At 44.1% G+C, this 24076-nt stretch carries 26 protein-coding genes; all 26 read left to right on the forward strand.

The genetic code is table 11. The annotated features are described in order from the left end of the window. Positions 1-269, forward strand: a 269-nt coding sequence (locus tag RYO92_RS07330; protein WP_315369965.1) for an ACT domain-containing protein, incomplete at its 5' end; no start/stop codon positions are given. Between the two features lie 106 nt (positions 270-375). Continuing rightward, positions 376-1644, forward strand: coding sequence for an NAD(P)/FAD-dependent oxidoreductase (locus RYO92_RS07335; protein ID WP_007155934.1), 1269 nt, complete (start codon positions 376-378; stop codon positions 1642-1644). A 114-nt stretch (positions 1645-1758) separates the two neighbouring features. Further along, the gene (cmk, locus tag RYO92_RS07340) at positions 1759-2427 is read left to right on the forward strand and encodes a (d)CMP kinase (protein ID WP_315369966.1); all 669 of its coding nucleotides are present in this window, start codon (positions 1759-1761) and stop codon (positions 2425-2427) included. A 1-nt stretch (position 2428) separates the two neighbouring features. Beyond that, positions 2429-3301: a 4-hydroxy-3-methylbut-2-enyl diphosphate reductase gene (ispH, locus tag RYO92_RS07345; protein ID WP_315364775.1), complete on the forward strand. Its 873-nt coding sequence runs from the start codon at positions 2429-2431 to the stop codon at positions 3299-3301. Continuing rightward, on the forward strand, positions 3282-4385 hold the full coding sequence (gene rpsA, locus RYO92_RS07350; protein WP_007155937.1) for a 30S ribosomal protein S1: 1104 nt from the start codon (positions 3282-3284) through the stop codon (positions 4383-4385). Before ispH ends, rpsA begins: the two co-directional genes overlap by 20 nt. Positions 4386-4501: 116 nt before the next feature. Then, positions 4502-5083 carry an adenylate cyclase gene (locus RYO92_RS07355; protein ID WP_315369967.1) on the forward strand — a complete coding sequence of 194 codons (582 nt, stop codon included), beginning with the start codon at positions 4502-4504 and terminating at the stop codon, positions 5081-5083. A 117-nt stretch (positions 5084-5200) separates the two neighbouring features. Further along, on the forward strand, positions 5201-6535 hold the full coding sequence (gene tig / locus RYO92_RS07360) for a trigger factor (protein ID WP_315369968.1): 1335 nt from the start codon (positions 5201-5203) through the stop codon (positions 6533-6535). A gap of 141 nt (positions 6536-6676) precedes the next feature. Continuing rightward, positions 6677-7303 (forward strand): ATP-dependent Clp endopeptidase proteolytic subunit ClpP, encoded by a 627-nt coding sequence (gene clpP / locus RYO92_RS07365; protein WP_315369969.1) that lies wholly within the window; start codon positions 6677-6679, stop codon positions 7301-7303. 24 nt (positions 7304-7327) lie between these two features. Beyond that, positions 7328-8644 (forward strand): ATP-dependent Clp protease ATP-binding subunit ClpX, encoded by a 1317-nt coding sequence (clpX, locus tag RYO92_RS07370; protein ID WP_315369970.1) that lies wholly within the window; start codon positions 7328-7330, stop codon positions 8642-8644. A gap of 1 nt (position 8645) precedes the next feature. After that, entirely contained in the window at positions 8646-9245 is a 600-nt protein-coding gene (gene yihA, locus RYO92_RS07375) for a ribosome biogenesis GTP-binding protein YihA/YsxC (protein WP_183682063.1), read from the forward strand. Positions 9246-9443: 198 nt separating this feature from the next. After that, on the forward strand, positions 9444-9965 hold the full coding sequence (infC, locus tag RYO92_RS07380) for a translation initiation factor IF-3 (protein ID WP_183682066.1): 522 nt from the start codon (positions 9444-9446) through the stop codon (positions 9963-9965). Between the two features lie 17 nt (positions 9966-9982). Beyond that, positions 9983-10186, forward strand: a complete 204-nt coding sequence (gene rpmI / locus RYO92_RS07385) for a 50S ribosomal protein L35 (RefSeq protein WP_007155945.1) — start codon at positions 9983-9985, stop codon at positions 10184-10186. A gap of 28 nt (positions 10187-10214) precedes the next feature. Beyond that, positions 10215-10568, forward strand: coding sequence for a 50S ribosomal protein L20 (rplT, locus tag RYO92_RS07390; RefSeq protein WP_007155946.1), 354 nt, complete (start codon positions 10215-10217; stop codon positions 10566-10568). A gap of 271 nt (positions 10569-10839) precedes the next feature. After that, positions 10840-11964: a sulfurtransferase gene (locus RYO92_RS07395; RefSeq protein ID WP_315369971.1), complete on the forward strand. Its 1125-nt coding sequence runs from the start codon at positions 10840-10842 to the stop codon at positions 11962-11964. Beyond that, positions 11964-12446 carry a hypothetical protein gene (locus RYO92_RS07400; RefSeq protein WP_315369972.1) on the forward strand — a complete coding sequence of 161 codons (483 nt, stop codon included), beginning with the start codon at positions 11964-11966 and terminating at the stop codon, positions 12444-12446. The genes RYO92_RS07395 and RYO92_RS07400 overlap by 1 nt, the downstream gene beginning before the upstream one ends. Beyond that, on the forward strand, positions 12428-13108 hold the full coding sequence (locus RYO92_RS07405) for a TVP38/TMEM64 family protein (RefSeq protein WP_315369973.1): 681 nt from the start codon (positions 12428-12430) through the stop codon (positions 13106-13108). The genes RYO92_RS07400 and RYO92_RS07405 overlap by 19 nt, the downstream gene beginning before the upstream one ends. Before the next feature lie 99 nt (positions 13109-13207). Then, positions 13208-14197, forward strand: a complete 990-nt coding sequence (locus RYO92_RS07410) for a (Fe-S)-binding protein (protein ID WP_007155950.1) — start codon at positions 13208-13210, stop codon at positions 14195-14197. Positions 14198-14208: 11 nt separating this feature from the next. Continuing rightward, positions 14209-15780 (forward strand): TIGR04283 family arsenosugar biosynthesis glycosyltransferase, encoded by a 1572-nt coding sequence (locus RYO92_RS07415; protein WP_007155951.1) that lies wholly within the window; start codon positions 14209-14211, stop codon positions 15778-15780. After that, positions 15743-16795 (forward strand): aminoglycoside phosphotransferase family protein, encoded by a 1053-nt coding sequence (locus RYO92_RS07420; protein ID WP_007155952.1) that lies wholly within the window; start codon positions 15743-15745, stop codon positions 16793-16795. Before RYO92_RS07415 ends, RYO92_RS07420 begins: the two co-directional genes overlap by 38 nt. Before the next feature lie 335 nt (positions 16796-17130). Then, positions 17131-17931 carry a rhodanese-like domain-containing protein gene (locus tag RYO92_RS07425; protein ID WP_007155954.1) on the forward strand — a complete coding sequence of 267 codons (801 nt, stop codon included), beginning with the start codon at positions 17131-17133 and terminating at the stop codon, positions 17929-17931. After that, positions 17931-18668: a TVP38/TMEM64 family protein gene (locus RYO92_RS07430; protein ID WP_007155955.1), complete on the forward strand. Its 738-nt coding sequence runs from the start codon at positions 17931-17933 to the stop codon at positions 18666-18668. The genes RYO92_RS07425 and RYO92_RS07430 overlap by 1 nt, the downstream gene beginning before the upstream one ends. An 85-nt stretch (positions 18669-18753) precedes the next feature. Next, positions 18754-20037 (forward strand): ABC transporter substrate-binding protein, encoded by a 1284-nt coding sequence (locus tag RYO92_RS07435; RefSeq protein ID WP_315369974.1) that lies wholly within the window; start codon positions 18754-18756, stop codon positions 20035-20037. Between the two features lies 1 nt (position 20038). Continuing rightward, on the forward strand, positions 20039-20869 hold the full coding sequence (locus tag RYO92_RS07440; protein ID WP_315369975.1) for an ABC transporter permease subunit: 831 nt from the start codon (positions 20039-20041) through the stop codon (positions 20867-20869). A gap of 155 nt (positions 20870-21024) precedes the next feature. Then, positions 21025-21840, forward strand: a complete 816-nt coding sequence (locus RYO92_RS07445) for an ABC transporter permease (protein WP_315369976.1) — start codon at positions 21025-21027, stop codon at positions 21838-21840. Positions 21841-21989: 149 nt separating this feature from the next. After that, on the forward strand, positions 21990-23189 hold the full coding sequence (locus RYO92_RS07450; RefSeq protein ID WP_315369977.1) for an ABC transporter ATP-binding protein: 1200 nt from the start codon (positions 21990-21992) through the stop codon (positions 23187-23189). A gap of 23 nt (positions 23190-23212) precedes the next feature. Beyond that, positions 23213-24070: a nucleoside hydrolase gene (locus tag RYO92_RS07455; RefSeq protein WP_315369978.1), complete on the forward strand. Its 858-nt coding sequence runs from the start codon at positions 23213-23215 to the stop codon at positions 24068-24070. Positions 24071-24076: the final 6 nt, after the last annotated feature.

Here is a 24076-nt window from a genome sequence, read left to right on the forward strand (position 1 = left end):
AGAAGGTTTTACAGGGAATCCAGAGGGCAGTTAATCCGGACCTGATTGAATTGGAGGCGGATTTGTCCCTGATTGCGGTTGTAGGACGAGGAATGAAGTCCTCTCGGGGTGTGGCAGGACGTATTTTCTCTGCCCTTGCTCATGAGTACATTAATATAAAGATGATCGACCAGGGCTCTTCCGAGTACAACATCATTATCGGTGTGAAAAACGAAGACTTCAATGCGGCGATTAAGGCGATTTACAATATGTTTGTTTTATCGGTATAAGAGACGTTTTAGCCGGAAAGCATTCTTGGAACAGGAAGGCCGGTTTAGAGGGGAAAGGGAGGAAAATGCCTTCCTTTCCTAAATCCGGAAAGAGAAAGTGAGGGCTATGGACATTCTTGTCATAGGCGGAGGACCGGCGGGGATGATGGCGGCCATCTATGCGAAAAAAGAGGCTGGAAATCGAGAGGTGGTTCTTTTCGAAAAAAATGAAAAGCTGGGAAAGAAGCTCTTTATCACGGGAAAAGGAAGGGGAAACTGGACCAACTCCTGTGAGGAAAGTGTTTTTATGGAGAAAATCCTTCGAAATCCCCGTTTTTTCATGGGGGCCTTTCGGAACTTTAACAATCAGGATGCCATTGCCTTTATGGAGAAAAATGGCTGTGCTCTTAAGGAAGAGCGGGGAGGCCGCATTTTCCCGGAGAGCAATAAGGCCTTTTCCTTAACGGACGGCATGAAGAAGGCTTTACAGAAGGAAGGGGTAAAGGTCTGCCTGAATAAAAAGGTGGACTTTATCCGGAAAAAGGGAGATGTCTTTTTGATTAAGGGAAATTTTCCGGAAGTGGAAGCGAAGAAAGTTATTATCGCCACCGGAGGACTAAGCTATCCCTCTACGGGCTCCACGGGAGACGGTTACGATTTTGCCAAAGATTTTTCCATAGGAGTCACAAAGACCTATCCTTCCTTAGTGAAAATGGAGGTTTTGGAGGAGGATGTGTATCCTCTTTCCGGCCTGAAGCTAAAGCATATCGGCTTGAAGATTTTAAATGAAAAGGGAAAGTGCCTGTACGAAAAGACGGGAGAATTATATTTTCAAAAGAACAGCCTTTTGGGACCGGTGGTTTTATCCGCAAGTGCAGCCTTAAGTCCGGAGATTTCCGAAGCCCCTATGGGAAGCTACCAAATCGCTATAGACCTAAAGGCGGAGATGGGACAGGAGCAGTTTGACAGCTTTTTCCTGAGGGACTGTGAAAGCAAGGGAAAGGAAAAGCTTTATCAGCTTTTAAAATCCTATCTTCCTGCACAGCTCTATCCCATTTTCCTGAAACGCTTGGAAAAGCAGGGCGTATCTTTAGAGAAAAAAAGCTCGGAGCTGAAGAAAGAGGAACGAAGGAAGATTTTAAATCTTTTTCACAGCTTCCCCTTTACCGTACAGGGCTTGGGGGGCTTTCCGGAAGCTATAGTCACCAAGGGGGGCGTGGAAACTACGGAGCTTTCCAAGAAAAGTCTGGAGGCCAAGAAGGTTCCGGGACTTTACTTTGCGGGAGAGGTGGTGGATCTGGATGCCTATACCGGAGGCTTTAATATGCAGATTGCCATTTCCACCGGTGTTTTAGCGGGACAGTCCGCAGGAAGAGCTTTAAAAGAGGAGCGATAAGAGTTAAGGGCAGCTTCGTTAAGAAAAGCTTTGTTAAGAAAAGCTTCGTTAAAAAGATTCCTAAAGGAAATACCCAAGGAAAGATAGCAAAAGGATTTTAGAAAGGAAGAATACATGCCATACACAATAGCCATAGACGGACCGGCAGGGGCGGGCAAATCCACCATTGCCAAATTACTATCGAAAAGCCTGGGCTTTTATTATGTAGATACCGGGGCACTGTATCGTGGCCTTGCTTATGGAATAGCGGAAAAGGGAATTCCCTTTACATCGGAGAAAAGCATAGAAGAAGCTCTTCCCGCCCTACAGGTGGATTTGGCATACGAAGGGGAAAAGCAAAAGGTTTTTTGCAACCAAGAGGATTGTACGGACTACATCCGTACTCCGGAGATGGGACAGGGAGCCTCCATGATTTCTCAATACGGCTGTGTTCGGGAAAAACTGCTGGATTTACAGAGAAATGTAGCCAAAGAGCATTCCTGTGTAATGGATGGAAGAGATATCGGTACGGTGGTTTTGCCGAAGGCAAATAAAAAGTTCTATTTAACCGCTTCTCCCGAAATTCGGGCAGAAAGACGTTGGAAGGAGCTTTTGGAAAAGGGGGAAAAAATCAGCCTTGAACAGGTGCTTACGGAAGTAAAGGAAAGAGATCACAGAGACAGCACCAGGGCCATTGCCCCCTTGAAAAAGGCGGAGGATGCCATTGAAATCGATAGCAGTACTTTGTCTATTTCTGAAGTTGTGGATAAGATGTTAAGCTATTGTGTGGGAAGTGAGGAATAAAATGGAGGCGGTCCTGGCGAAAAGTGCAGGCTTTTGCTTTGGTGTGGAACGGGCGGTGGATGCAGTCTATCGCGTTCTTTCCGAGGAAGAGAAGAAGGATGAGTCGGAGAGACGACCGATTTATACCTATGGAGCCATAGTGCATAACGAGCAGGTGGTAAAAGCCCTGGAGGACAGAGGGGTTATGCTTTTAAAGACAAAGGAAGAGCTGTCCCGTTTGGAAAAAGGAATTTTGGTGATTCGCGCCCATGGGGTAGGGGAAGAGATTTACAAACTGCTTCAGGGAAAAGATATCGAAATTGTGGACAGCTCCTGTCCCTATGTACGAAAGATTCAGCGTCTTGTGCGGGAGCACAGTGAAAAGGGCGAAAGAGTCATTGTAATGGGTGACCCGGAGCATCCCGAAGTGCAGGGAATCCTGGGCTGGGGAAAGGGAGACGTGACGGCTCTAAAAGGCATAGAAGAGGTGGAGGCACTGCCGGATGGAGAGGGGCAGGAAATCTTTGTAGTGGCTCAAACTACTTTTCATATTGATAAATTCAAACTAGTTCTTGCGCTTTTTAAAAAAAAGGGGTATCATGTTTCTGTTATCAATACGATTTGCAACGCAACTTTCGAAAGGCAGTCAGAAGCAAAGGAATTAGCTGGACGATCCGACGCCATGGTGGTGATTGGTGGAAGCAGTTCATCTAACACAAAGAAGTTATTTGAGATATGCCGGGCGATATGCCCTAATACCCAGCTGATACAAACGGTGAAAGATCTTAAATTCAACTCGGATGAAGCGATTCGCAACGTAGGTATCACAGCAGGGGCAAGCACCCCAAAAGAAATAATAGAGGAGGTTCTAACTTATGTCAGAAATGAGTTTTGAACAAATGCTTGAGGAATCATTAAAGTCGGTTCATGCGGGGGAAATCGTTACAGGAACTGTTATCAGTGTGAAGCCGGATGAGATCGCACTGAACATCGGATACAAGTCCGATGGAATTATGACCAGAAGTGATTACAGTGCAGACAACCAATTAGACTTAACTACAGTAGTATCTGTAGGAGACGAGATTGAGTGTAAGGTTAAGAAGGTCAATGACGGTGAAGGTCAGGTCGTTCTTTCCCACAGAGATGCTCTTCAGTCTAAGGCTTCCGAGGAGTTAAGAAAGGCATTTGAAGAGAATGCTATTCTTACCGGTAAGGTAGTACAGGTTGTTAAGGGCGGATTGAATGTAGAAGTGGACGGAGCAAGAATTTTCGTTCCCGCTTCCTTAGTATCCGATAGCTTTGAGAGAGATTTAAACAAGTATCAGGGACAGGACATTCAGTTTGTTATTACCGAGTTCAATCCGGCCAAGAGAAGAATTATTGGAGACAGAAAGCAGATTATGTCTGCTATGAAGAAAGAGCAGCATGACAAGCTCTTCTCTGAGTTAAAGGAAGGCGATATCCGTACCGGTGTGGTTAAGAATCTTACCGACTTCGGTGCATTCATCGACCTTGGCGGTGCAGACGGACTTCTTCATATCTCCGAGATGAGCTGGGGAAGAATCGAGAATCCGAAGAAGCTCTTTAAGCCGGGACAGGAAGTAGAAGTTCTGGTTAAGGAAATTAGCGGAGAGAGAATTGCATTAACCAGAAAGTTCCCGAACGAGAACCCATGGAAGGATGCAGAGAGCAAGTATGCCGTAGGCGAAATCGTTACCGGTAGAGTTGCAAGAATGACCGATTTCGGTGCATTCATCGAGTTAGACAAGGGAATCGATGCTTTATTACATGTTTCTCAGATTTCTAAGGATCATGTGAACAAGCCATCCGATGTTCTTGAGCCCGGACAGGAAATCGAAGCAAGAGTGGTTGATTTAGACGTAGACAACCATAAGATTTCTCTTTCCATCAAGGCTCTTCTTCCGGAAGAAGAAGGGGATGTAGCTGACGTAGATGTAGAGGCGGCATCTGAAGAATAAGACTTTAAAGCCGGGCTTTAGGCCCGGCTTTTTTGATGGAAAGCTATGCTTTATGTGGAATCCATACAGTATGGAACAAGCGGTTATATGACGATGAATACAGGAAGAGGAGTAATATGGGACAGGAAATCGAAAGAAAATGGAGGATTCGAAAACTTCCAAAGGACTATAAGCATTTTCCTTGTAAACTTCTGGAACAAGCCTATCTATGCCAAAATCCTACCCTTCGTATTCGGAAGGAAAGCAGTATTTTCGGTGGAGAAGAGGAGGACAGTATTTCCGGCGAAAAAGAGGGAAGCAGCATTTCTGACAAGAATGAGAAAGCCGGTATTTCCGAAGGAAAGGATCAGGAGGAGTATATTTTTTGCTACAAGGGAAAGGGTAGACTTTCCAGAGAGGAGTATAACCTGCCCTTAACAGAGGAAGCCTATGAGACTCTGATTGGAAAGACAGAGGGAAGGGTGATACGAAAGTTTAGGTATGCCATACCCCATGGAGCTTATACCGTAGAATTGGATATATTTCAGGGAGAGCTGGAGGGACTTTGTTATGCGGAAGTGGAGTTTTCTTCCGAAGAGGAGGCGCTTTCTTTTCAGCCCTTAGACTGGTTTTCCGAGGAACTTACCGGGGAAAGAGGTTATTCCAATGCAGAACTCAGTTTTGCAAAGGAGCTTTCCAATCTTAAATTAAAGGATTAAAGCAGGCTTTTTCTTCTTTTTATTGCAGAAATGTCCGTTCAATGCTATACTTTACCCTCGAAAGCCCAGCAAAGGCGGTTTTTAAATTATAAGAGAAAAGTTTTGGAGGTATGCGCAATGAGCGTAAAGGTAGAAAATCTAGAAAAGAATATGGCAAAGATTACAGTAGATGTATCCGCAGAGGACTTTGCTCAGGCTGTAGAACAGGCTTACCAGAAGACTAAGACACGTTACAACATTCCCGGCTTCCGTAAAGGAAAAGCTACAAAGAAGATGATTGAGCAGCATTATGGCCCACAGGTTTTCTACGATGCAGCGATTAACAACATTTTGGATACTCATTATCCTGCAGCTGCCAAGGAATCCGGATTAGACATCGTTTCCCGTCCTGAAATCGGCGTTGAGCAGATTGGAGAGGGAAAGGACTTCATCTTCACCGCTACCGTTGCTGTACGTCCTGAGGTTACTCTTGGAGAGTACTTCGGTGTTACCGCAGAGAAGGCTGATGTATCTGTAAGCGCGAAGGAAGTAACCGAGCGTTTGAATAAGGAACTGGAGAAGAATTCCAGAATGGTGGATGTGGATCGTGCCATTAAGAAGAACGACATCGCTACCATCGACTTTGTAGGTTCTGTAGACGGTAAGGAATTCCCCGGCGGAAGAGGAGAGGATTATCCTCTTACCATCGGTTCCGGAACCTTTATTCCCGGATTTGAGGATCAGCTGATCGGAGCAAAGGCCGGAGAAGAGGTAGATGTTCATGTTACCTTCCCGGAGAACTACGGCGCTAAGGATTTAGCAGGAAAAGAAGCTTTATTCAAGGTAAATATTAAGGCTGTTAAGGAGAAGCAGGTTCCTAAGGCTGATGACGAGTTTGCCTCCGAAGTTTCCGAGTTTGAGACTCTTAAAGAGTATAAGGAAGACTTAAAGAAGCAGATTAAGGAAGAGAAGGAGAAGAGAGCTACTTCTCAGGTAGAGAACAACGTAGTGGCAAAGGTTGTGGAAAATGCTTCCGTAGAGCTTCCTGAGCCGATGGTGGAGATGCAACTGGATCAGATGTTCTATGATTACGCTAGACGTATGGAAGCACAGGGCATCCCCATGGATCAGTATATGCAGATTACCGGTCTTACAGAAGAGGGCTTAAAGAGCCAGATGAGAGAGACCGCAGTTCAGAATATCAAGACCTCTTTGGTTTTGGATGCTATCCAGAAGAAGGAAGGCATTGAGGTTACTGAAGAAGCTATCGAGAAGGAACTGGAGAGAATTGCAGAGCAGTACCGCATGAAGAAGGAAGATCTGGCAAAGACCATCAGCGATTCTCAGAAGCTTTCCATTAAGAGAGAGCTGGATATTCAGGCTACCATTGATAAGCTGGTAAGCGAAGCTAAGCTTGTAAAGCCTGAGAAGAAGAGCAAGAAGGAAGAGAAGGAAGAAGCTGCTGAGAAGTAAAGCTTCCGAAATAAAGAATACTGAGGACTGAGAAGCCTGTTTCGGCTTCCCGGTCCTTTTCTTTCTTAAACCATGGGTTTATAGGGGAAAGGATTGCCCTATGGTATTCTATAGAAGAATCCATAATAGAGGAGGTATACCATGAAGAATTTTTCCTATCCACAAAATATAACAACCATTCCCTATGTTATCCAGTCTACCAGTAGGGGAGAGCGTTCCTATGACATTTTTTCCAGACTCTTAAACGAAAGAATCGTTTTCCTGGGAGACGAGGTAAACAGCGATACCGCATCTCTGGTTATTGCCCAGCTGCTTTTCTTGGAGTCTGAGGATCCGGACAAGGACATTTCCCTTTATATCAATTCTCCGGGAGGCTCTGTAACCGCAGGAATGGGAATTTATGATACCATGCAGTACATTAAGTGTGACGTTTCCACCATCTGTGTAGGTATGGCGGCATCCATGGGAGCCTTCTTACTGGCAGGGGGAGCCAAGGGAAAGAGAATGATTCTTCCCAATGCGGAGGTTATGATTCACCAGCCTTCAGGCGGTGCCCAGGGACAGGCTACAGAGATTCAGATTACGGCAGAATGGATTCTCCGTACCAAGAAGAACTTAGCCAAGATTTTGGCGGAAAATTGTAATCAGCCCTTTGAGAAGGTGATGGCGGATACGGAGAGAGATTACTGGATGTCTGCTGAGCAGGCTCTGGACTACGGTCTGGTTGACCACATTTTCCAGAAAAGAACAGATTTAGAAAAGAAATAAAAAATAAGGAAAGCAGGAAGAAATATGCCTATGAAACCGGATGATAAAGTAAGATGTTCCTTTTGCGGAAAATCAGCAAAGCAGGTTAGGAAAATGATTGCCGGCCTGAATAACACCTACATCTGTGATGAGTGTGTGGAGCTTTGCCAGGAGATTTTCGATGAAGAAATGGGCGGAGAAAATGCAGGAGGCGAGGTTTCCGATATCCATTTATTGAAGCCTAAGGAAATTAAAGATTTCCTGGATGAATATGTCATCGGACAGGACGAAGCGAAGAAGGTGCTTTCCGTTGCGGTATATAATCATTACAAGAGAATTACTTCCAAGGTAAGAGATATTGATGTGCAGAAGTCCAACATTTTGATGATCGGACCTACCGGAACCGGAAAGACCTACCTTGCCCAGACACTGGCTAAGATTTTGGGCGTGCCCTTTGCCATTGCGGATGCTACAGCCCTCACCGAAGCCGGCTATGTGGGAGAGGATGTGGAGAACATTCTTTTAAAGCTGATTCAGGCAGCGGATTATGACATTTCCAAGGCGGAGATCGGTATTATCTATATCGATGAGATTGATAAGATTACCAAGAAGTCGGAAAATGTTTCCATCACCAGAGATGTTTCCGGAGAGGGTGTACAGCAGGCTCTTTTAAAGATTTTAGAAGGAACCGTTGCTTCCGTTCCTCCTCAGGGAGGAAGAAAGCATCCTCAACAGGAGCTGATTCAGATTGATACCACCAATATTCTCTTTATCTGCGGGGGAGCCTTTGACGGCTTGGAGCACATTATTGAGAAGAGAATTGCTTCCGGCTCCATTGGCTTTGGTGCAGAAATCGTAGAGAAGAATAAGGATAACTATGATGATGTTTTGAAGCAGGTACAGCCTGAGGACTTAACAAAGTTCGGATTGATTCCCGAGTTTATCGGTAGAGTACCGGTGGATGTGGAGCTAAGCAGTCATGATGTGGACAGCCTAAAGCGTATTCTGACCACTCCGAAGAACGCTCTTGTGAAGCAGTACCAGAAGCTCTTTGAGATGGACGGTGTAGGCCTTTCCTTCAGCGATGATGCGGTAACCGCCATTGCGGAGAAGGCAGTACAGAGAAAGACCGGAGCTAGAGGACTTCGTTCCATTATGGAAGGGATGATGACAGAAATCATGTATGAGATTCCCTCCGATGAAGATATTGCCGAGGTAGAGATTACCAAGGATGTGGTAGAGAATCAGGCAAAGCCCAGAGTGGAAAGAAATCCTGAAAAGAGACAGGAGCGCTGGCTGGAATTTCAGCAGAACAAAGAGGACAATGTAAAAGAGAGAAAACAGCTTAAGAAAAGAGGATAATATGGTCATTCGTTCTGTAGATCTTCCCTATGTTTGCGGAGTAAAGTCTACTTTACCAAGGACAGGAAAGCCGGAATTTGTCTTAGCAGGCCGTTCCAATGTGGGAAAGTCCTCCTTTATCAATACCTTATTGCAAAGGAAGTCCTTTGCCAGAACCTCCTCCACACCGGGAAAAACCAGAACCATTAACTTCTATTCTGTAAATGACAGCTTCTATCTGGTGGATCTTCCGGGTTATGGCTATGCGGCCACAGGCCCTGTAGAGCAGGAAAAATGGGATCGTATGATTCGTCGCTATCTGGAGCAGGGGGAGGATATCGAAGAGGTGGTGCTTCTTCTGGACTGTAGAAGAATTCCCGGTGAGAAGGATTTACAGATGTTCCAATGGATTTGTTCCGCAACAGGCTATGAACCCATTGTGATTATCACAAAGATGGATAAGTTAAAGCGTTCTCAGCAACAGCAGGCAGTAAAGGATATTCGAAAAGCCCTGTCTGCCAGTCCGGAATGTGTTATGATTCCCTTCTCCGCCACTTCCAAGGCAGGAAGAGAAGAATGTTTGGATTTAATTGAGAAGATTTTGTTGACAAAGGAAGACTAGAGTGTTAAGATTCTTTAGTCTTATGACAGGAAAGTAGGTATCCACCTCACCTTGGCAGTTCACTGACCCGGGTTAATATTGATTATTACCTTTGTGTATTTTCAATGGTGGATTGGCTTACAATCCACCATATTTTTATTTTTCACGAGTATCTCCGGAAAAGTAAGGGATACATTGGGTTTGTGCAGAGAGGAGCTTATGGCCATTAAAAAAAATGCGGAACTGGAAATTAACGAGCAGATTCGGGACAAAGAAGTAAGAGTCATCGGAGCAGAAGGAGAGCAGCTGGGGGTTATGTCCATTCAGGAAGCTCAACAAAAGGCGAGAGAAGCGGAGTTGGATCTGATTAAGATTGCAGCAACGGCTCAGCCACCTGTAGTTCGTATTGCGGATTACGGAAAATATCGTTATGAACTGTTGCGTAAAGAAAAGGAAGCCAGAAAGAACCAGCACACAACAGAACTGAAAGAAATTCGTATGACGCCAAACATTGATACCAATGATTTGAATACGAAGCTTTCCGCAGCGAGAAAGTTCTTGGAGAAGGGGAACAAGGTAAAGATTGCCTTACGTTTCAGAGGAAGAGAAATGTCTCGTATGAATCAGTCCAAGTATATTCTGGATGAGTTCGGAGAGAAGCTTTCCGACATTGCCGTACTGGATAAGGCGGCAAAGGTTGAAGGTAGAAATATGGCAGTGGTTTTAAGCCCGAAAAAGTAAATTCACAGGAGGCAAATATGGCAAAGTTAAAGCTAAAAACGAAGAGAGCAGCAGCAAAGCGTTTCAAGCTCACCGGTACAGGAAAGTTAGTTAGAAACAAGGCAAACAAATCTCACATCCTTACCAAGAAGACCACAAAGAGAAAGAGAACTTTGAGAAAAGATACTGTGGTTGACCACACTAACGAGAAGGTAATGAAGAAGATTCTTCCTTATCTGTAATAGGCTAAGGGAATGATAGGAGGATAAGATGAGAATTAAAGGCGGAGTGAACGCAAAGAAGAAACACAATAGAGTTTTAAAGTTAGCTAAGGGATATAGAGGCGCCAGATCCAAGCAGTACAGAGTGGCTAAGCAGAGCGTTATGCGTGCTCTTACCGAGTCCTATAAAGGACGTAAGGAAAGAAAGAGACAGTTCAGACAGCTCTGGATTGCCAGAATCAATGCAGCTGCAAGATTAAACGGTCTTTCTTATTCCAAGTTGATGTTCGGATTAAAGTCTGCAGGCATCGATATGAACAGAAAGATGTTATCCGAAGTAGCTATTGCAGATCCGGATGGATTCAAGGCTCTTTGCGATGCAGCTAAGGCTAAGTTAGCTTAAGAAAAAAATATCGAATTAGCGATAGAATAATAGATACCGTTCCGACATGGGGAGTAAGCTGAGTTGGAGCGGTATTTTTTTGTATCATTAAACTATTGGTGAGATCTTTATTGATGAAAGCAGGTACTCTCCGGCAAGCCAATAAATTATCAGAAAAGCTTATAAATGACTTTTATTTATAATATATTAAAATGTCAATTTCCTTGTACTTATTTACAGAAATGCTATACTCCAATAGTTGCTATCATGTTGACTTGAAGGAGTAGAACAAATGAAAAAGAATCTTATGAGACTGGTACTTTGCGGTTCCATGCTGTCCGTATTGGCAGCTTGCGGCAATAAAGCGGCAGACACTAAGACAAGCACAGCCCAGGAGAGTGTGAAGGAAAGCGAGAAGCAGAGCGAAAAAGCTTCTGAAGCAGCTTCCGAGAAGGCGGAAGAGAAGAAGGAAGAGGCGAAGGATTTAGCGGAAGTAAAGACCGAAACCGTTTATGTTGGTCCTGAGTATGTGAAAGAACTAATGGATTCCGGAAAGGATGTAGTGGTTTTGGAAGCTGCCTGGGGTAAGATAGAGCAGGATGAAGCCTATAACAAGGCACATATTCCCGGAGCCTTCCATGTCAATACCGATGATATTGAGGAGGAGGAGACCTGGAATTTCCGGACTCCGGAAGAAATCGGAAAGCTTTTAAAGTCCTATGGCATTACCAAGGATACCAAGGTAGTATGCTATGGAAACAGCCCTGAAAATGCAGCGGATGATCGCCTGGCTACAGTTCTTCTTTGGGCCGGTGTAGAGGATGTAAAGAACTTAAGCGGCGGAATTGATGCCTGGACCAAGGCGGGATATGAGACGGAAACGAAGGTTAACCAGCCTGTAGCTACCGATAAGGATTTCGGCGTAAAGATTCCTGCTCATCCGGAATATATTTTAAGCATTGATGAAGTGAAGGAAAAGCAGAAGGATGATCCGAAGTTCAAGCTGGTAAGTATCCGTTCCAAGGATGAGTTCTTAGGAAAGACCTCCGGCTACTCCTATATTGACCGTGCAGGAGAGCCCTTAGGTGCAGTTTGGGGACATGATACGGATGACGGTTCCTACAACAATCCGGACGGAAGCATTGTTTCCTTGGATAAGCTGGAGTCTTATTTAGGAGAAAGCGGTGTTTCCTTAGAGAAAAATGATGTGGCATTCTACTGTGGAACCGGTTGGAGAGCTTCCGTGCCCTTCCTGATTGCTCATGAAAATGGTTATAAGAACGCTTACCTTTATGACGGCGGTTGGTATGTATGGCAGATGGATGGTGAGAACAAGGTGCAGCTGGGAGAGCCGGGAAGCAGCGACTATAAGGAAGTTTTGGTAAAAGACTTAAGCACAGATAAGGCAAAGAAATAATGAAAAGAATATTGCTTCAAGGAATTACGGTTTTATCCGGCCTTATCAGTCTCTTAGCCCTTGTGGGACTGTATATTGTCCATTATTTCACGGAGAATAAGATGGGCATGGCAAGACACATGGTATATTTACGAAGCAAATGGAGGGGACCTCAAATCGGTCCCCTTTTCTTGCACCAATGGAAGGTGCTGTCGGGAATGATTGTTCTAAGCCTTTTATTTCTTACTTTCACAAAGAAAGCCTTCAGAGAGAAGGAAAAAAAGAATGGTTTTTCCGAGCTTTTACCTAAGCTTTCATACAAGCTCTTAATACTTTACAGCATTTGCTCCTTCCTCTTTTCCTATGCTTATTTCTTTATCGCCATGACCCTGAAAATGCGGGAATATGAGCTAAGTATATTGCTTCTGCTTTTGCAAAATGCTATGGTCGTTTTATGCTATGGAACATATCTGTGGAGGACGGTATGGCTAAGAAAAAATTAGTGGGCTTTTTGATTTTCTTGATCTTAGTGCTCGTCCTTCTTTGGAAGGTACCGGTAAAGGATATTTTTCAGGGAGAATTGCTTCGGTATTTACAAAGTCTGGTGGAAGAGAATTTTCTCCTGGCGGCCTTGGTCTATGTTTTGCTCTGTGCCTTGGCGGGAGCCTTTTTGGCTCTTCCCGGAATCAGCTATGCCCTTCTGGCAGGTATGGTTTTTCATGCTTTTTGGGGAACCGTTCTTTGCACTCTGGCAGCCAGCATTTCCGCAGGAATCTCCTTCCTTATGGGAAGGTATTTCTTGCAGGACAGCATCAAGCCGAAGCTTATGCAAAATCCATACATTGCCAGGTATTTCATGGGAGAGGAAAAAAAGAATCTTCTTGTACTTTTGTTTATCACAAGAACCATTCCGGTCTTTCCTTTTAATTTACAAAACTATGCCTACGGGATTACGGACATTTCTTTTTCCTTGTACTTTGTTTGCAGTTTCCTCTTCATGATTCCGGGAACAGCCATGTATACCATTGCCTTTGCCGGCTTGCAGGAAAAGAAAAATCCTTGGATTTATTTCTTGACTGCAGGAGTTTTATTTTGTCTTTTGATGGGAATGCTGTATTTTTTCAAAAAAAGAGAGAAGGCTATGGAGAAAGAAGAGAAGGCTTAGGAAATTTCAGGACTTTCCCAAGCGTTCTCCGAAGCTTTGGCAATGAATGTGAAGCTAAGTTTGAGCACAATTTAACTAGAGTATATTTCAGGGGAGTTTATGGCGGAAAAGAAAAAACGGGAAATTCATAAGCGGGTGGAGGAGTGCATTCACTGTAATGCCTGCAAGAGAAAATGTAAGTTTTTAACCAAGTATGATATTTGCATCGGAGATACGGAGAAGCTTAGAGAACTGGCTTATCATTGCTATCTTTGCGGAGAATGTACCAGAGTCTGTCCCAAGGGCATTGACGGAAGGGAGATTATCCTGGATTTCCGAAAGGAGCAGGTGAAGGAAGGAAAATATGGCTTAAAGCAAAGGGGCTACAGCGGGATTTTGCTGGAGAAGAAAAATTATCTCTTTAAAAACCATAGGAAGGCAAAAGGGGCAAAGACCGTATTTTTTCCGGGCTGTAATTTTCCTGCCTATTATCCTAAGACACTGGAGAAGCTTCTTTCCATCTTTAAAAAGGCAGGGATTCCTCCCTTCTATGATTGCTGCGGAAAGCCGGTGCTGGAGCTGGGCTTGGAAGCGGAGGCCAATGCCATTTTTCGGAGACTGAATCAACGCTTTCAGGAATTCGGTATTGAGGAGATTGTGCTGGCCTGCCCCAACTGCTATTATCATTTCGGCAATCAACTGAATGTAAAAATCACCACGGTTTACGAGAAGCTGAAGGAACTGGGTGTGGGAAAGAAGGTGGAGGGAGCGTATAGTTGTTTCTATCCCTGTCCGGATCGGGAGGACAAGGTTTGGATGGAGGGATTGTCTCACTTTATCTCCGGAGAGATTTCCGAAAAGAAGAACCTGCAATGCTGCGGCATGGGAGGCTGTGCCTTCGTGCAGGAGGCTGAGCTTTCCAGGGAAATGGCAAAAAGTACCCAGGGAGGGGAGAAGCCTTTAATCAGCTATTGCTCCACCTGTATCGGACAGTTTAGCAAGGAAGGAAATCAGGAGGCGGAGCATTTCCTGCCCTTGATCTTGGAGACGGGAGAAAAGGCGGACTACAGCCATTCCTTCTGGAATCGCTTTAAGCATAAGTTTTATTAAGAGGAGGGGAAATGGAAGCTGCCCATGGTCTGTTTCATCGAAAAAAGCTCTGTAAGCTTACGAGGCAAAGTGAAAAGTTAAGACATAATGAAAAGACAAGAGAAAGCAAAATCGAAAAAGAAAAGGACAAAGATCGACAAAGTTTGATTCTCTTTACCAGACTTCCCATCTTAGGAAAAACGAAGACAAGGCTTGTTCCAAGAATCGGAGAGGAAGGAGCTCTGCAAATCCATTGGGCAATGATAAAGGACTTTTCCGCACTATGGAAGAAGCTGGAAAGAAAGGAAAAAAGCATTTCCCTATGCGTATTTTATGATGTGCCCAAGGGCATTGCAAAGGAGCAGCGGGAAACAGCCTTAAACTGCCTGAAAACACTTTTTCCCAAGGCAAGCTTTCAAAGACAGGAGGGAAAGGATATTTTCGATAAGATGGAAAATGCCTTTCGCTACAGTTTTTCCAAGGGGAGTCAGTTTTCTTATCTTGTGGGAGCGGATATTCCCTTTATGGAGGAAGCGCATTTTCATCGAGTATTCGCTTTGGGAAGAAAGGGAAGGCAGGTCTTAGGAGGAAGTCTTGACGAAGGCTATTACGGCATTGGCTTACAAAGAAGAATAGAGCCGGAGCTGCTTCATGCCTGTTTTTCTTATCAGGCGGTGCAGGAAAACAGAACTATACTGTCAGCTTCTTCCCTTCGGAACAGCCGGTCTATGCCTAAGGGTAAAGCAAGAAGACCTATTCCAAAAGAAAGTCCCTTTTCCTATACCCGGAAAATCTTAGAAAAGTCCAAAATCCCCCTTAGCCTTTTGGAAAAGAAGAGAGATGTGGATGAGGGACAAGACCTTAATGCATACAGAAGCATGCTTCCTTATGATAAGGCTCTTCGGAAATCCTCCTTCGGAGAGGCTTTGGCGGAAAATGCGAAAATCTCCGTCATTATCCCCTGCTACAAGGAAGGAAGGCTGGTTCGGAGGATGGAAAAACAGCTTCGTCCTTATAAAAAGGAATTGGAGATTTTGTTTGTGGACGGAGGAGAAAATCATTTTTCCGGAGAGTATCGGGTAATTCCAAGTAAAAAGGGAAGGGCAATCCAGATGAATCTTGGAGCGGAGGAAAGCTCCGGAGATATTCTTTTCTTCCTGCACTGTGACTCCATCCTTCCCAAGGGCTTTGTCAAAGAAATCCGGGAGGGAATCAAGCATTCTTTGGCAGGCTGTCTTGGCATTCGTTTTAAAAATCCCTCCCCTCTAATGGGCATTTGCAGCCTTATCAGTAATCACAGGGTGCTGGATAGAAAAGTCATGTTTGGGGATCAGGGCATCTTTGTGGATAGAAACTGCTTCTTCGCCATGGGGGCATTCCCAATCCTTCCCTTAATGGAGGACTATCAGTTTTCTTTGAATCTAAAGAAGCAGGGAATTAGTCCTTATTTGGCCAAGAAGCGAATCATTACCAGTGATAGACGCTTTCAGGGAAATTTTATCCAAAAGCTCTCATTAATGTGGAAAATGAACCGGCTTCGGGCAAGGTATCGTAAAGGAGAAGATATTGAACAGTTGGCAAAGGAATATAGAGACATTCGCTAAGGAACCGGCGCTTTTACAACGTATTGCAGAGCTCGGCTATCGGGAGGCTTTGGCCTTGGGGGAGGAAGTACGGGAGGAATATCATTTTCTGGCCAGGGGAGAGTATAACGAAAACTTTGTATTTACCCACCCTGATACCGGGAAAAAATATGTGCTTCGGGTGAACCATGGCTCTCAAATGCAGTTGGAAAGGCAGATTTCCTATGAAGCCCACGCTTTAAAACTATTGGAAGCCAGCGGAAGAACCCCCAAGCTTTATTACTGCCGGGAAAAGTCGGGGGAGCCGGGAATTCTTGTGATGGACTTTCTGGAAGGGGTAGCCCTTGATTATGCCAAGGACTTAAAGATTGGATCGGAAATTCTGGCGGATATTCACGGTCTTCCGTACAATAGAGAAGAGGACATAGGGAAAGATAAGTTGTATTTTGCTAAAGATCCTTTACAAGAAATGCTTTCCGAGTCTGCAAGACTGCAAAGGGTGTATGAACTAAGCCCCTTTATGGAGGATTCCGTATATTCCCGCCTTCATGCTCTTTGGAAGAAGGGGGTGGAGGAAAAGGAACGGGGAGAAAAGCTTTTAAGGCAGGAGGAGTTTTGCATTATCAATACGGAACTAAACTCCGGAAACTTCCTGATTAACGGGGAAGGAAAGAAGAATTATCTGGTGGATTGGGAAAAGCCCCTTTACGGACATTTTGCCCAGGATTTAGGACATTTTCTTAGTCCTACCACCACTTTTTGGAAGACGGACTACATCCTTTCGGAAAAGGAAATAATAGATTTCTTAGAGCATTATCAAAGGTGCAGAGGAAAAGAGCTTCCTGCCCTACAGGAGCAAACGGCTCTTTTTATCTTGTATAACTGCATCCGGGGACTTTCCTGGTGTGCCATGGCCTATACGGAATACAAGAAGGGAAGAGATTTACAAAATGATGATACCTTCCAAAAAATCAAGGCCTATTTGCAGGATCCCTTCCTGACAAAGGTGGAGGAATGTTGCAAGAAGCTGTTTTAGATAGCGGATATTCCGATATCATAGATTGACCTGACACTACGAAAATGGAAGAAGAAAACAATCCGGTTTTACAATTCATTTTGGGCTTTACGATATAGAGTTATAAAATAACTAAGATTATACTATCAGAAATTACAATATAAAATTTTGTATATCTATGATAAAATGGCTAAGAAAATCCCCGAGTGGCTTTCCATTTTCACTGTTTTTTATGAAAAATACCGGAGCAAGCTCTGTTTACCGGAGCACAGCACTTTATTTTTTTTGCAAAAATAAGGAAAGATAGGAAAACACCGGGAATCACAGACAATTACACATTTTGAGGAGGCAAAGTAATGAAGAAGAACTTATTTGGATTAGGCGTAGTGTTATTTGCCCTTTCTCTTTCCGCTTGCGGACAGGGAAGCAAGACGGAGACTGCCAAAAAGCCGGAAACTACCGTAGCAGGAAGTGAAGCGGCAGGAGAGAGCAAGGCTGCCGGGGAAACAACAGCTGCCGCTACAGAGAAGGCTGAAGTTAAGGAGATGAAGGGGGATGCCCTGGCTAAAATCGTTTCAGATAAGGACGAGAAGGAAAAGTATCTTGTGATCGATGTTCGCAGCGCTGAAGACTATGCCAAGGGGCATATCAAATTTGCCCTCAACATGCCTCTCGATACCTTTAAGGATGAAGTATCAAAGATTAAAGATTGGAAGGATAAGGACGTTGTTCTGTACTGCAATTCCGGAAAGATGTCCGGAGAGGCTGCGGATATTCTGGTGAATGACGGCTTTACCAAGGTTTATAACGCAGAGGGCGTAAAGAAGCATTCCTATGAATTAACCACCTATGGAAATATCAGAGGGGATGAGCTGATGGAGAAGGCAAAGGATGCCTTGGTGGTAGATGCAAGAGAAGCGAAGGATTTTGAGAAGGGGCATTTTGCCACCGCTGTGAATGTAAATCCTGAAGATACAAAGACTATTGATGCTATCCTTCCGGATGATAAGAACACCTTAATCCTTACCCATTGCTATTCCGGAAACCGTTCCGCAAAGGCTGCCGAGTATATCGCAAGCAAGGGCTATACCAATGTTTGGAACTGCTTGGACGGAACCAAGGAAATCAGATATGATTTTTCTAAGGGAGATAAGTAATGGAGAAAAAATCCTTTCTGAAAGAAAGAATTTTCATCATAGTCCTTGGACTTGTTCTTATAGGGGCTTATTTTCTTTATAGCCCATTTCAAAGCTTTATACAGGAAGTCTTCCGTGTTTTTGCCACGGGAGACTTTCAAAAGCTAAAGGAATTTGTGGCTTCCTATGGCGCCTATGCAGCGGTCATTTCCTTTCTTTTGATGGTATTACAGTCCATCATTGCACCACTGCCTGCCTTTTTGATTACCTTTGCCAATGCTGCACTTTTTGGCTTTTGGAAGGGAGCCTTACTTTCCTGGTCCAGCGCCATGACAGGAGCGGCCTTAAGCTTTTTTATTGCCAGAGCCTTCGGAAGAGAGTTCGTGGAGAAGCTTAGCTCCAAGGGTGCCTTGAATCAGATTGATGCCTTTTTTAAACGGCACGGGAAGCAAAGTATCCTGATTGCAAGACTCCTGCCCTTTGTCTCCTTTGACATTGTGAGTTATGCGGCAGGACTGAGTGGAATGTCCTTCTGGGGCTTTTTTATTGCTACAGGTCTTGGGCAGACTCCGGCAACCTTGGTCTATTCCTATGTGGGAGGCTTTTTAACCGGAGGAGCCAAATGGCTGGTCACAGGACTTTTGATTTTGTTTGCCCTTGGCTTTATGATTGCCCTTGGAAAACAGCTTTATGAGGAGCGTTCTAAAAAGAAAGAACAGGCAAAAGGGGAAACTGTAAAAGCAGAGGACGAAGCATAAAATTCTTTCCATGATTTTGGAAAGTAAATAAGAATATTAGGATATTGCAAAGTAAAAAGAATAGTAAGGAATTAGAGGAGAAGGTATGAAAAAAAGATTTTTAGCACTGGCGCTGTCTATGAGTATGGCGCTTCTGGCTTGTGGCGGTCAAAAGGCAAGTACAGAGACAACAGCTGCAGAAAGCAAGACGGAAAGCACAACAGCAAAAGATACGGCGGCAGAGGAAAGTAAGGCGGAAGGTTCCGCTGACTTTGATGCACTGGTAGCGGAAGCCAAGGGACAGACCGTAAATTTCTACGGCTGGGGCGGAGATGACCGCCTAAATCAGTGGTTAGACGGCTACTATGCAGAGTATTTAAAGAAAAACTATGATATTACTTTGAATCGTGTTCCCATGGGAATCGAAGATATTTTAGCCCAGCTTTCCGCAGAGAAGGAAGCGGGAGCCAAAGAGTCTGACATCGACATGATTTGGATTAACGGAGAGAACTTTAAAACAGCAAAGGAAAGTGATTTTCTCTATGGTCCCTTTACACAGAATCTTCCTAACTTTAACAACTTGGTAAGTCAGGAGGATCCGGAGACCAACAAGGACTTTGCTTATCCTATCGAGGGCTATGAAGCTCCTTATGGAAAGGCCCAGATGGTTTTCTACGGAGATAAGACTAAGGGAGATTTCCCGAAGAATACCGAAGAGCTCTTGGCTTATGCCAAGGAGCATCCGGGACAGATTACGTATCCTGCCCTTCCGGACTTTACCGGTTCCGCCTTTGTCAGAAATGTCATTTATGACATTGTAGGCGTGGAGCCCTTCCAGACCGTAAAGGAAGATAAGGAAGCGGTAAGAGAGCTGGTTAAGCCTGCTATGGAATACTTAAAGGAGTTAAATCCCTATCTTTGGAAGGCAGGAAAGACCTATCCGGAGAAGGAGCCTACCATGAGAAATATGGTGGCTGACGGAGAGCTGATTATGGGTATGACTTACTCTGCCTACCTTGTATCCAACAGCATTGCAGACGGATCTTTTTCCAACAATATGCAGACCTTTATCTGGGATAAGGGAACCATCGGAAACACCAACTATATTGCCATTTCCAAGAATGCAAAGCACAATGCGGCAGCGCAAGTTGCCATCAATGCCATGCTTTCCGAGGATGTGCAGTTAAACCGTTATGAGACTTTAAAGACCATTCCTGTTTTGGATAACAGTAAACTTTCCAAGGAAGTACAGGATGCCTTTGCCAAGGTAGACCTGGGAGAGGGTGTTTTAGAGCAGAGCGTTCTTTTAGAGAAGCGTTTACCGGAAATGCCTGCAGGTCTGGTTCCCATCATTGAGGAAATCTGGCAGGAAGAAGTGGCCGGAAAATAAGATGAAAAAGAAGATTTCCTATTTGTGGATTCTACCCCAGCTGCTATTGTCCACGATCTTCCTTTTGGGAGTTTCCTATGGATTTATCAAAAGTTTTTTGGGAGAAAATGGCTTAAGCTTAGAGCATTATCAGGAAATCATGCATAGAGGGGATACTGTCCCCTCTATTTTCTATACTCTCCGTTTATCCTTGCTTTCCTCCTTCCTCTCTTTGGCGCTGGCGATTCTCTTTTCCTTCTTTCTTTTGCAAATGGGGGAAAAATGGAAAAGATTGGAAGCTTTTTTCAGAATCGCCATTATGATGCCTCATAGCCTGGTAGCCTTATTTTTCCTCTTTTTACTCTCTTCCAATGGCTTTTTGGCAAGGCTTTTCTATTCCTTTTCATGGATTTCATCCCAAACAGACTTTCCGGCGCTGGTGTATGATGAGAAAGGCATAGGCATTATTCTTTCCTACCTATGGAAGGAACTGCCTTTTGTCCTGTTTTTCTCCCTGCCTCTAGCTTATCAGGTGGATGAAAAGGCGGGAGAGGCGGCAAGATGCCTTGGGGCAACTCCCTTTCAAGCCTTTTGGAAAATCACCCTGCCCCTATCCATACGGCAGTACTTAGCGGCCTTTTTCATCATTTTCTCCTTCTCCTTTGGAGCCTTTGATCTTCCCTATCTATTAGGAGCTACCAGTCCCAAGGCTTTATCGGTTTTATCCTACCAGGAGCTACAAAGAGGCTTTTTACAGCGGCCGGTGGCTTTAGCCTATAACGGGATTATTCTCTTGTTTTCTCTGTTCTTAAGCTACTTTTATTTTAAATTCCTACCGAAAAAGAAGACCTAAAGAATGGGGCGAGCTATAAATTGAATAAGCTCAAAGGATGGAGAGTGGGATGAATTTAAAAAGGCTCAGAGGATGGAGAGTGGGATGAATTTAAAAAGTCTCACAGTAAGGAGACAGCATGAACTGTATAAAGTCTAAAGAAAGGAGGGTATAGAATGAATCCTATAAAATCAAAAGGAAGGGCTGGCGGTATTTTTTATCTTCTTTTTCGGAATCTTTTTTTCCTAAGCTTAGTTCTGCCCCTTTTCTTTTTGTTGCTGTTTAGCTTTACGGAACGCTATGCCTGGCCGGAGCTTTTCCCCACAAGCTTTTCCCTTCGAAGCTTTAAAAGCATTCTTTTTCAAAGAAAGGCTCTTTTTCAGGATACACTTTTCAGTATGGTCTTTTCCTTATTGGTTTCCCTCTGTACGGTACTGGTGGCTTTTTGTACAGCTAAGTATCAGAATGAAGAGGGGCTTAAGGGAAAGGGGCTCGTTGCTTTTTTGGTGAATTTCCCCATTATGATTCCCGCAACGGTTTTTGCCATGGGTGCTCAGATCCTATTTTTGAAGATAAAGATTTTAAATCCATTTCTTACCGTGTTTTTGGCTCATGTCCTTTATGCCTTGCCCTATGCGGTCAGTTTTTTGCAAGAGGGAATGAGTAGAAAAATGAAGCTTTATGAAGAGCAGGGAAGGGTTATGGGAGCCGTAGGGGGGAAACTCTTTTGGAAGATTAGCCTGCCCTTACTTTATCCCTACATTTTTCCGGCTTTTATGATGTCCTATATCTTGTCCATGAGCCAGTATATTTTGACCTTGATTTTAGGCGGGGGAAAGGTGAAAAGTTTAAGCCTGATTATGGTTCCCTATATCCAAAGTGGAGAAAGGAATCTGGCCAGTGCTTACGGACTGATTTTTCTATCTAGCAGCTTTCTTTTATTTTTCCTCTTGGACTTTTTAGAGAAGGGCATACAGAGGGAAAGGGGCTAACAAAAGTGATGTCTGAACAGAACGAAGTTGGAACAGAGCGAAGTAAGAACAGAGCGAAGTTGGAACAGTGGGGGCTTGGACTAGCATAAAGACAAGGTTAAGCTTTGTAAGAAGAGGGTGTACAGAGCATTTTGTAAAAGGAGTTAAGGGTGGAAATTCGTTTATCTTGTGAAAAGGTAGAGCTGGAGCTGGAGAAGAAAAAGATTTTAAAGGATATTTCCCTGGAGGTTCGCTCCGGAGAAATATTGGCGCTTCTTGGGGAAAGCGGTTGTGGAAAAAGCAGTCTCCTAAAGGCAATGCTTGGCTTATATCCCCTAGCCAAAGGAAAAATCTTCTTTCAGGGAAAGGAGATTCAAAATCTCCCCAGCCATAAGCGGGGTATTTCCGTGGTCTTTCAGGATCTAAGGCTTTTTCCGCATTTAAATGTTGGGGAAAATGTGGGTTTTTCTCTGGAATTACAGAAGGTTCCCAAAGCAGAGCGTAAAAAAAGAGTGGAGGAGCTTCTAAAGCTTGTGCAGCTGGAGGGCTATTCGGAAAGACGGATTGACAGTCTTTCCGGAGGGCAAATGCAAAGAGTAGCCATTGCCAGAGCTCTTGCTATGAATGAAAAACTCTTATTTTTGGATGAGCCCTTTTCCGCTCTGGACCCTAATCTTCGGAGAGAGATGGGAGACTTTCTCTTAGAGCTTCAGAAGAAAGAGAATTTAACCGTGGTCTTGGTTACCCATGACCAGGAGGAGGCTCTAAGGCTTGCCCACCGTATAGCCCTTATGAAGGATGGGGAGATTCTTCAAGTGGATGAGGGAGAAAAACTCTACTATGCTCCTGTGAATGAATATGTGGCAAGATTTATGGGAAAGGGAAACAGTATTTTGGGAAGAGTGGAAAATGGCGTATTTTCCTGTCCCTACTTTTCCTTTCCGGTAGAGAAAGAAGAGGGAAACTACAGCTTCTTTTTTCGGGAGAGACAGCTTAGCTTTGTAAGAGAAGATATAGCGGAAAGGCAGATAGCAGAAAAGCAGGGAGAAAGTCTTCTACAAGAGAAGGAAGGAAGTATCGAAGAGCAAAAAGCGGGTGATGATGAAGCTGGAGATAGTATGGTTGGATATAGCAAATCGAAAGAGGAAGTAGCCGGAACAATCGGAACAACAGAAGCATTAAGCCCCTTTAAGCTTATCGAAAAAGAATACTTAGGGGAGTTTTCCCGTGCCTTCTATAAGAACCCTGAGGGTCAAGTCCTTAGCTGCCTAATCGAAAGGGGAGAGGAACTTCCGGAAAGGGGATTCCCTACCCTTTGCTTTAAAGAAGGGGAAGAAAAGATTTTGTTTTTGCTTAAGGAGGGAGAGTAGGATGGATAAGGAGGGAAAGTAGGATGGAAAAAAGAAAGCTTCTTTTTGACTGTGACAACACCATGGGAATTCCGGACTGTGATATTGATGACGGCCTTTGCCTTCTCTATCTTTTAGGACGAAAGGACATTGAACTTTTGGGAGTATCCTCTTCCTTTGGCAATAACAAAACCGTGGTGGTCTATGAAAACACGAAAAAAATGCTAAAGGAGAGAGGAAGAGAGGATATCCCTCTTTGGTACGGGGCGGATGCGCCAAGACAGTGGGAGAACGAAGCCTCCCGAAAAATTTTAGAAGTGGTAAAAAAGTATCCCAGAGAGGTGGATATTTTGGTAACCGGCTCCACCACCAATATCGCCGGAGCCTATATGCTGGACCCGGAGTTTTTCTCCTATGTGAAAGGCATTTACTTTATGGGAGGAATTACGGAGCCTCTGATTTTTGCCAAGAAAGAAATGAAGGAGTTAAACTTTTCCATTGATTATAAGGCTACGGAGCTTGTGCTAAAAAACGGCAAGAACCTCCACACCCTTACCGGAAATGCCTGTCTGGCCTTCCTCCTATCCTATGAAGAATGTCAGCGTAGACTGGAAAAATCTTCCCTGGGGCAGTATATTTTAGGGAAGGCAAAGGACTGGATGCATTATAATGATAGAGTCTATGGCATTCCCGGCTTTTACAACTGGGATATGACCACCCTTTTGTATTATTTTTATCCGGAGCTTTTTGAAGACTCCCTGCATTGGATTCGCCTAATGGATACGGATTTACAGGAGGGATATTTAATAGAGGGAAATGAAGGAGAGGGGAATCAGATTCATTTGCCCAAATTAAAGGATAGTAAAGCTTTTGTGGAAAAAATGTTTGAAGGCTTAGCGTAATAAGGA

The sequence above is a fragment of the Oribacterium sinus genome, assembly GCF_963553175.1.
Lineage (GTDB): Bacteria > Bacillota > Clostridia > Lachnospirales > Lachnospiraceae > Oribacterium > Oribacterium sinus_B.